Raw genomic sequence first — 8,439 nt, 5'->3', positions numbered from 1 at the left:
GAGGGGCGGGGGAGAGGGCAGGGCATTCAAGACGCGACATCGTTGTTTGAGCCGCTTGCCCTCACCCCCAACCCCTCTCCCGCAGTGCGGGAGAGGGGAGCTACCCAATTCAAACGCATAAACGAAGGGATTACCATGATTGCCGCGCGTCGTTGATGGCGCGACTATCAGCGTCAATAGATTGCAGTGGGCAGTACCTCGGGCGCCCCACCAAGCTCGCCCGTCATCACAGAAGTAGTCGAAGAACGAACTCTGGGGAGACATCCATGCAAGTCTATGACGGCCTCGTTTTTGGCTGCGCCATGATACTGATCTGCATGTACGCCTATCTGGGCGTGCAGTCGCAGAGCGTGGCGCTGAAGTACGTATCGCCAGCCATTGTCGGCGTCCTGACGCTGGTTTATGCGCTACTGCCAATGCGCATGATCGGCTGACGCGCGCGACGCGCCAAACAAAAACCCCGCCATCGCGCGGCGGGGTTTGCGAGCCTGCGCGAGCGCTTTGCTCACGCGAAGCGGTTATCTCAGTGACAGCCAGATTGCCTTCGGCTCCGTGAAGTTGTCGATCGCGGCATCGCCATGTTCGCGTCCCAGACCGGAATCTCCCGAGCCACCCCAGGGCAGCCGCACGTCGGTATAACCATAGGTGTTGATCCACACCGTACCCGCACGCAATTCGCCGGCTACCTTGTGCACGCGGGCAATGTCGGCGCTCCACACGCCGGCGGCCAGGCTGAACGCGGTACCGTTGGCAATGCGCACCGCATCGGCTTCATCGTCGAACGGAATCACGCTGGCGACCGGACCAAAGATTTCTTCCTGCGAGATCCGCATCTCGTGCTCGACATTGGCAAACACCGTGGGCTCTACAAAGAAGCCGCGTTCGCCGATGCGTAGCCCGCCGGTCACCGCGCTGGCGCCTTCCTTCTTGCCGATGTCGACATAATCGAGCACCGTTTTCAGTTGTGCGGCGGACACTACCGGACCCATCGTGGTATCGGGTGCGGCCGGATCTCCCACGCGAATCGCCTTGGCGCGCGCCGCCAGACGCTCCACGACTTCGTCATAGACCTGGCGCTGCGCCAGGATGCGTGAACCTGCCGAACACACCTGGCCCGCGTTGAAGAAGATGCCCGAGGCCGCGGCACGCGTTGCCGCATCGACATTGGCATCGGCAAAGATCACGTTGGCCGATTTGCCACCGAGCTCCAGCGTGACGCGCTTGAAATTGCCGGCCGCGCCTTCCATGATGCCGCGTCCGACACCGGGTGATCCGGTGAACGTTACCTTGTCGATGCCCGGGTGCGCCACCATGGCGTTACCCACCACGCTACCCTTGCCGGTGACCACATTGAAGACGCCCGGCGGCACTCCCGCCTCCATGGCCAGCTCGGCCACGCGCAATGCTGTCAGCGGCGTGATTTCCGCCGGTTTCACAATCAGCGTGCAGCCACATGCCAGTGCCGGCGCAATTTTCCACATACCGATCATCAACGGAAAATTCCACGGCACGATGGCCGCCACCACACCCACGGGTTCACGCACGGTGTAGGTCAGTGCATCGGGCCGGGCTGGAATGACGCTGCCGTGGATCTTGTCGCACCAGCCCGCGTAGTAGCGCACCGTGTCGATGACCGCGGGCATGTCCTGGCGGCGCACTGATGCCAGCGGCTTGCCGGCATCCCTGCTTTCAAGTGCCACCAGCTCCTCGGCGTTGGCTTCGAGCAGGTCGGCAAAACGGTACAGGATGCGCCCGCGGTCTGCCGCACGCATGCCGGCCCAGCCTTTCAAGGCGGCGCGCGCGGCCTTGACCGCCGTGTCCACATCCGCCGCACTGCCTTGCGCTACCAGTGCAATCGGCTCTTCCGTAGCCGGATTGATATCGGTGGAGTATTCGCCTGTACCGGGTGGCAGGCGTTTGCCGTCGATCAGCAGATCGTGCCTTGGCAGGTCGGATCGTGATGCGGTCATGGAGGGCTCCTCGCTTATGTCATGGTGATTTGATGACGCGCGCGTCGGCCAGGGAAATCAGGCCCGCTTTGTTTTGCAGTGTGGGCGGGGCTTAGACCTAAGTCCAATTAATAGGAATGATCCATTCATACGTTTCACGCATGAGTGGTGGTCAGGCTTATTGTCTGGTGGCGTTCCATTCAGCCTTGCCGCAGGAGCCGTCGTGTAGCAGGGCACTGATGGCAGCGTGCAGTTCGCCGGGAACTACTGGCTTGTGCAGGAGCGTGGTGCCGCCGGCGTGGACATTACGCAGGCGGTCTGCGGCGGTATCGCCGGTTATCAGGATGGCCGGCAATGTGCTGCGGCCAGTGCGCTCGCGAATGGCCGCAATGGCCTCGTGGCCGGTGCGATGGCCGCGCAGGCGGTAGTCGGCCAGGATCAGGTCTGGCTCGAAACCGTCGATCAGTCCCAGCGCATCTTCTTCGGTTTCGGCCGTGCGGCTCGGGCAGTTCCAGACCGCCAGCAGGCCAGCCATGGCTTCGCGAATGGCCGCGTCGTCGTCGATCACGAGCACGCGCAAGCCGTCGAGCCGCATGGCCACGGCAGGGTGGACGGTTTCGTCAGGTGAGTTCCATGCCAGCGGCAGTCGCAGACGGAACACCGACCCGCGCTCCGGCGTAGACCCCAAGGTGACAGCAGTCTGCATGGTGCGCGCCAGGCCTTCGACAATGGCCAGCCCAAGGCCCAGCCCCTTGCGCTGGTCGCGCTCGGGGTTGCCCAGTTGATGGAACTCGCGAAAGATCGCGCGCTGCTGTGCAGCCGGGATGCCGATGCCGGTATCCCAGACTTCGATCGACACATGGAAGCGCCGCTGCCGGCAAGCCACCAGCAGGCCGCCAGAGCGCGTGTAGCGGATGGCGTTGGCAATCAGGTTGCGCAGGATCAGTTCGACCAGGGTCGGGTCGCCAAACAGTGTGGCGGTGGTATCGCGCGTGCGGTAGACCAGTCCGCGCGCATTGGCCTGGGGCGCGAATTCGTTCTCAAGCTTGTGCAGTAGCGGCTGGAGCCGGAACGGCCGGGGCCGTGGGACCACCACGCCTGCTTCGAGTTTCGAGAAATCGAGCAGCGTGTTCAGCATTTCGCGTGCGGCGCCTGACGATGCCTCGATATGGTCGAGCAACTGGCGCTGGCGCGCATCGAGCGGCGTGCGCGCCAGCGAAACCAGGAACAGGCCCAGCGCATGCAACGGCTGGCGCAGGTCGTGGCTGGCCGATGCCAGGAATACCGACTTGGCGCGATTGGCTTCCTCGGCCTCGCGCTGGGCGTGGCCGGCGCGCGCGGTCTGGTCGCGCAACTGGGCAATCAGCTCCACGTTCTCAAAGCGCAATGCAATCGAATGACGCGCCATGCGTGCGTAGTTGCGCGCAAAGACGATCAATACAAACAGATAGAGCGGGGTGCCGAGAAACATCGGCAGGTAGGCGATGTCACGCGTGGCCAGGAACACGGCCCACACCGGCACGATGGCGGGAATAAAGAAACCGATGGCCACGGGCAGGCAGGCCGAGAACACGGCCAGGGCGGCCGCGCTCATGCCGGCAATCAGCGACAGCACGCATATCACCACTGCCGGGGAACGGATATCGAGGTAATGCCAGCCGGCCAGCCCCCATAGACTGCCGATCAGCACCAGCATCGCGGTCATGCCGCGCGCATAGTGGCCCGAGCGCGCCTCGGTCAGCCGGTCGGGTACTGCCAGGCGGGCAAAGTGTGCAATGGCGCAGAGCACTGCCATACCCACGGCCCATGGCAGTGCGCCAGGGTGGCCATCGGTCAGCGACAGGCCGGTACCCAGGATGATCGCGGCCAGCGCGCAGCCCAGCATGGCCATGCCGAAGCTCTGGTCGATCAGCTCCATTTGCGCCGACAACAGGCGCGGCTCATCGTACCGTGGCAGCAGGCGAAAAATCAGGCGGGGCGGCGCCATGGTCGCGTGGCGTCAGCGTTGGGCTTGCACCAGGCCGCGGCGCTGTGCTTCGAGAATGGCCTCGACGCGGCTGACCACACCCAGGTGGTCCAGGATCGCCGCCACGTGCACGCGCACTGTGTTCTCGGACAGGCCGAGATGATAGGCGATCACCTTGTTGGAGCGGCCCAGGCTAAGCTGGCTGAGCACCTCCAGCTGGCGCGGCGTCAACTGGCTCGGCTGGTATGCGGGTGCGGCGCCGGCACTGCCAGCTGAAGCACCTCCATCCGCCGGGAAGTGCGTGCCGCCGGCCAGGCAACTGGCGATGGCTTCCTCGATCTCGCGAGCATCTGTCGACTTTGGCAGGAAGCCGGCAATCTCGCGCCGCGCCTCGGCCGGGATCGCTTCGATTTGCGACGTGCCCGAGACAATCAGGATGCGGGCCGCCGCGAAATGCCGGCGCAATACCTTGATGCCTTCGATGCCGTTCAACCCGGGCATCTGGATATCGAGCAGCAGGATATCCACCGCCTGTTCGGCGTGTGCTTCCACCGCTTCCATGACCGACCCGGCCTCGATGATCGATGCCACGCTGGGGCTGTCCGCCAGCAGCAGTTTCAACCCGGTACGAAACAGGGTGTGGTCATCGATCAACAAAAGTCGGGCACGCAGCATGACGGAACGCACGAAGTGCAGGGGACGGCATTGGACTCGATTGGACTGGATTCCGTGCGGCTTGTCCATGGTCACGCAAGCCTGCGAACGGAGTAGGGCTTGCGGAGTAGTCCGGAAAGATTATTGGCAGCGTAGTGATGCGATGCCAGCATTTTCCCGTGGACGATTTCCGCGACTTGTCCATACCACTTGTCATACCCGCTTCCTCCCGGCTGCGGGTATTTTTTTTGTCCAGGCCCCAGGCCTCAGTGCGGAACGGCCAGTGGGCCAGCGGTCACGTCCCAGGTCCGTTCACCAAGAAACCATCGGGCGGCGTGCGCGCCATGCAGGCTGCAGGTGCCGTCCGACACGCGGATCCAGTCGCCTTCGGGCAGGCCCAGCACCGGGGTGGTGGGCGCCAGCGTCCTGAACTCCGCCAGCCGCTGGTCACGCGTTTCACCGCGGAACCCTTCGATCTCAAGGTTGTAGTAGTGCGGGTTGATCTGGAACGGCACCAGGTCCAGCGCGTCGAAACCGCCCGGGTCGACCACCGGCATGTCATTGGTGGTGCGGATCGTTGGCGTGGCCAGGTTGGAGCCGGCGCTCCAGCCGATGTAACGCGCGGCGCCACTGCGCACGCGGGCCGCCATTGGCGCCAGCAGGCCTTGCTGGCGCAGCACCTGCAGCAGCCGGAACGTATTGCCACCGCCCACCACGATCAGGGACGCCGCATTGACGGCTGCCAGTGCATCGTCCTGCTGGTGCAATGACCGCACCGTGATGCCGATTGTTGCGAACGCTTCGCGCACCTGCGCGGCGTAATCATCCCAATTGCGCGTCACGCCCGCATACGGGACGAACAGTGCATCGGTGCGTCCATCGGCCAGTTCGGCGATGGCGGCGGCGGCGTGGACGAGGTAGCCCTCATCCGAGGTCGAGTTGCTGAGCAGGAGCAGATCCATTGCAAGCTATGTCGGCGTTGTTCCGATGTGCGGAACAACGGTCCGGAAAACATCATGAAGCCCGAGATGGTACCCGATTCGGCACCTGCATCCCCGACTGCACGACGCTTCAGTCGATCAGCTTGCCATTGGCGTCGAAGAACGGATGCAAGGCGCCATGGTCGCCGCTCGCGGCCAGATGTGTCACCAGGCCGTGTTGCGGATGCCACCAGTGCAGCAAGTAGCCGGGAGGTTCCATGCGGAAGCGCGACACTGCCTGGGGATCGAGGTCGAGTGCTACCTGGTGCGCGGGGCCTGGCGCGGTCATGGCGATGGTGCCACCGAAACGGCGCGTGATGTGACGGTGCAGATGTCCACAGATCACGCGCTCGACGTGCGGATGCCGCGTCACCACGGCTTCAAGTGCCGCCGCGTTTTCCAGGCCCTGTACGTCCATATGGCCAATGCCGGTATGAAAGGGGGGGTGGTGCAGCATGAGCAGCGTGGGTTGGCCCGCCGCAGCGGCCAGCGTGGCGTCGAGCCAGGCCAGCCCATCGGCTTCGACGCGGCCGCCCGGCTTGCCGGGTACGGTGCAATCGAAGCCCACCAGACATAGCGGCCCGGCATCGATGGCGTAGTGCACCGGTGCGTCGGGGTTGCCAGGGCCGCCGAATGCAAACAGGTAGTCGTGATCGTGAAACACGCGGCGTAGCGATGCACGGTGGTCGTGATTACCGGGCAGCAGTTTCACGGGCATTGGCAGGCGTTGCAGGATGTCGCGCAGGAAGCGGTATTCCTGTTCGTCGCCGAAGTCGACCAGGTCGCCGGTCACCACCACCACGTCGGGCAACTGCGGGGCGGCCAGCAGCGTGTCGATCGCCGTATGCAGCGCGGCGGCGGTATCGACCATGCGGTACGACAGCCGGCCGCCAGCCTTGATGTGGAGATCGGTCAGTTGCGCCACCAGGTACGGTGCGGAGCTTGCGGAGTTCATGCGGCTTGCGCGAGTGTAATCAGATGATCGGTGTCGATGCGCAGACCCACACGCGTGCCGGCCTGCCAGGCATCGCGGCGCGCGGTGTCGACGATCAGCGGCGCGGCGCTACCCACGTCGACCAGCAACCGCGTATGGTTGCCAAGGAACAGCGCGGTAACGACCGTGCCTTCCACATGGGCATGGTCGGCGTGTACCAGCGAGACGTCCTCGGGGCGGAACATCAGTCGTACCGATGCCGGCATCGGCGCATCGGCGGGCGGCCCCATCGGCACCGTCCCGCCGGGTACGCGCCAGCGACCGGCTTCCGCCGTGCCCGGCAAATGGTTCATGGTGCCGATAAAGTCGGCCACGAAGGCATTGGCCGGCGCGCGATAGATGTCCTGCGGCGTGCCGGCCTGCGCAATACGGCCCTTGTCCATCACGATGATGCGGTCGCCGAGCGCCATCGCTTCGGCCTGGTCATGCGTGACATAAACGGCGGTGATATGCAGGCTGCGCAGCAACTGGTTGATGTCCGCGCGCAGCGCATCGCGTAACTTGGCATCGAGCGCGGTCAGCGGTTCGTCGAGCAGCAGCACGCGGGGCTGCACCGCGATGGCGCGGGCCAGGGCCACGCGCTGGCGTTGTCCGCCAGACAACTGGTCGATGCGCCGGTCCGCGAATGATTCCAGATGCATCATTGCCAGCATCTCGTCGACGCGGCGCTGACGCGTGGCCCCCGCGATGCGGCGCACGCGCAGGCCATAGGCGATGTTCTCGGCCACTGTCATGTTGGGGAACAGCGCATAGTTCTGGAACACCATCCCCACGCCGCGCTGTTCGATCGGCAGGTGTGTGACGGGCGTATCGCCGAACCAGACTTCGCCACCCGCATCGGGTTGTTCGAGGCCGGCGATGATGCGCAGCGTGGTGGTCTTGCCGCAGCCCGATGGGCCCAGCAGTACCACGGTTTCGGCGGCGCCGATAGCGAGGTCCAGGGGCTGCAGCGCGACGGTACCGTCGTCGAAGGTCTTGGCGCAGCCGCGCAGGCGGATCGTGGTGGGTTCATGCATGGCGGGTCTCGGCAGTCTGGGGCACGTTCGCCAAGAGGGCATCGTGCGTGAGGTCGGCTTGCGGCGCATGGCGGCGGGCACGCGCGCCCAGCGCGGTCATGACCTGCATGAACACCAGCAGCGGAATGATCATGACGAAGAAGACGATGGTGTAGGCCGAGCCGATTTCGAGTCGCATCGACGCATAGCTGTCGGCCAGGCCCACGGGCAGCGTCTGGGTGGTGGGCGTATGCAGCATCCACGTCAGGTTGAATTCGCCAACCGACAGCGTGACCACCATCAGTGCGCCGGCCAGGATGCCCTGGCGGCAGTTGGGCAATACCACCGTGAAGAAACGCTGCATGCGCGTGGCGCCCAGGCTGGCGGCGGCATCCTCGAGTGTGCGGATGTCGATCGCGGAGAGTATCGCCAGCACAGAGCGCACCATGAACGGCAGCGTGAACAGTACGTGGCCAATCAGGATGAACACCCAACTGGTGCGCAGGCCCTGCAGGCTGCCATAGAGCAGGATCAGTCCCAGCGCCGTGGCCAGTCCGGGCAGCGCCACCGGCAGCATCAGCAATTCCTCGATCAGGCGCGTCACGCGGTTACGGCGCAGCGCCATGTAGTACGCGGCGGGCACTCCGATCACGAGCGTGCAGGCCAGGCAGGCCAGCGCGATGCCCAGCGACAGGAAGATGGTATTGCGATACAGCGACCAGACTTCCTCGAGCCAGCGCGTGGTCAGTCCGCTGGACAGGCCGACGAAGATATTGTTGGTCAGGCCGGCCAGCACTGACAGCACCACGGGTATGGTCATGAACGCGCAGACCAGCAGGGTCAGCGTCAGTTGCAGCCAGTAGCCGGTGCGGCGGGGTTTGGATGCGCGCATGCGGAAGTC

8 protein-coding genes are annotated in these 8,439 nt (G+C 64.7%); 1 reads left to right on the top strand and 7 read right to left on the bottom strand.

What is annotated here, in order from left to right:
- The first annotated feature begins 266 nt into the window (after positions 1–266).
- Positions 267–434, top strand: a complete 168-nt coding sequence (locus ACO550_RS38405) for a hypothetical protein (protein WP_315595081.1) — start codon at positions 267–269, stop codon at positions 432–434.
- Positions 435–518: 84 nt separating this feature from the next.
- On the opposite strand, the gene ACO550_RS38400 is transcribed toward ACO550_RS38405, so the two are convergent.
- From ACO550_RS38400 to ACO550_RS38370, 7 genes are all read right to left on the bottom strand, one after another.
- Positions 519–1,970 carry an aldehyde dehydrogenase family protein gene (locus ACO550_RS38400; RefSeq protein WP_315595080.1) on the bottom strand — a complete coding sequence of 484 codons (1,452 nt, stop codon included), beginning with the start codon at positions 1,968–1,970 and terminating at the stop codon, positions 519–521.
- A gap of 157 nt (positions 1,971–2,127) precedes the next feature.
- The gene (locus tag ACO550_RS38395) at positions 2,128–3,936 is read right to left on the bottom strand and encodes an ATP-binding response regulator (RefSeq protein WP_315595079.1); all 1,809 of its coding nucleotides are present in this window, start codon (positions 3,934–3,936) and stop codon (positions 2,128–2,130) included.
- A 12-nt stretch (positions 3,937–3,948) separates the two neighbouring features.
- Positions 3,949–4,590, bottom strand: coding sequence for a response regulator transcription factor (locus tag ACO550_RS38390; RefSeq protein WP_315595078.1), 642 nt, complete (start codon positions 4,588–4,590; stop codon positions 3,949–3,951).
- A 245-nt stretch (positions 4,591–4,835) separates the two neighbouring features.
- On the bottom strand, positions 4,836–5,531 hold the full coding sequence (gene pepE, locus ACO550_RS38385; protein WP_315595077.1) for a dipeptidase PepE: 696 nt from the start codon (positions 5,529–5,531) through the stop codon (positions 4,836–4,838).
- A 109-nt stretch (positions 5,532–5,640) separates the two neighbouring features.
- Entirely contained in the window at positions 5,641–6,504 is an 864-nt protein-coding gene (locus ACO550_RS38380) for a metallophosphoesterase (RefSeq protein WP_315595076.1), read from the bottom strand.
- A complete protein-coding gene (locus tag ACO550_RS38375) occupies positions 6,501–7,559 on the bottom strand; it encodes an ATP-binding cassette domain-containing protein (RefSeq protein ID WP_315595075.1) in 1,059 nt (352 codons plus the stop codon). The genes ACO550_RS38380 and ACO550_RS38375 overlap by 4 nt, the downstream gene beginning before the upstream one ends.
- Entirely contained in the window at positions 7,552–8,430 is an 879-nt protein-coding gene (locus ACO550_RS38370) for an ABC transporter permease (protein WP_315595074.1), read from the bottom strand. The genes ACO550_RS38375 and ACO550_RS38370 overlap by 8 nt, the downstream gene beginning before the upstream one ends.
- Between the last annotated feature and the right edge of the window lie 9 nt (positions 8,431–8,439).

The sequence above is a fragment of the Cupriavidus sp. genome (genome assembly GCF_057315035.1).
This window is presented reverse-complemented; position numbering and strand designations above follow the sequence as displayed.